At 53.9% G+C, this 369-nt stretch carries 1 protein-coding gene; it reads right to left on the bottom strand.

The window, feature by feature from the left end; translation table 11 throughout:
* The coding region (locus IWC96_RS00010) for a hypothetical protein (RefSeq protein ID WP_231378717.1) at nucleotides 1-369 on the bottom strand (369 nt) is incomplete at both ends.

The following is a 369-nucleotide window of genomic DNA, read 5'->3' as shown; positions in this document are numbered from 1 at the left end:
GTTCACCAGGCGATATTTTGCCGATCACTTCCGGAGCGGACGGCGTTCCCATACCCGACCGCGCCTTAAGCATATCGACGTACTCGTGATACAGCATCGGATCCTTGCGATGCCGTTCACGTTCTTCACCGCTCATCTCAACATTTAGGTTGGCGAAGAGGTGATAGACGCAGGTGTTCTCGGTATGGCGTAAGGTGTCGCCGTCGAGAGTGAACTTGGGAGAGAAATACTCCTGTGGATAGACCTTGACCCGCCCCGCGACTGTGGGCGAATCCAACTGTGTCATCATGCCCTTGGTTTTTATGACGCCCTTTTCCAAGAAATAAAGCGACATGAGTTGGGGGCCGATAAGACCGCGCATCTCTCTCC

The organism is Brevundimonas sp. BAL450 (assembly GCF_015767455.1).
GTDB lineage: Bacteria > Pseudomonadota > Alphaproteobacteria > Caulobacterales > Caulobacteraceae > Brevundimonas > Brevundimonas abyssalis.
This window is presented reverse-complemented; position numbering and strand designations above follow the sequence as displayed.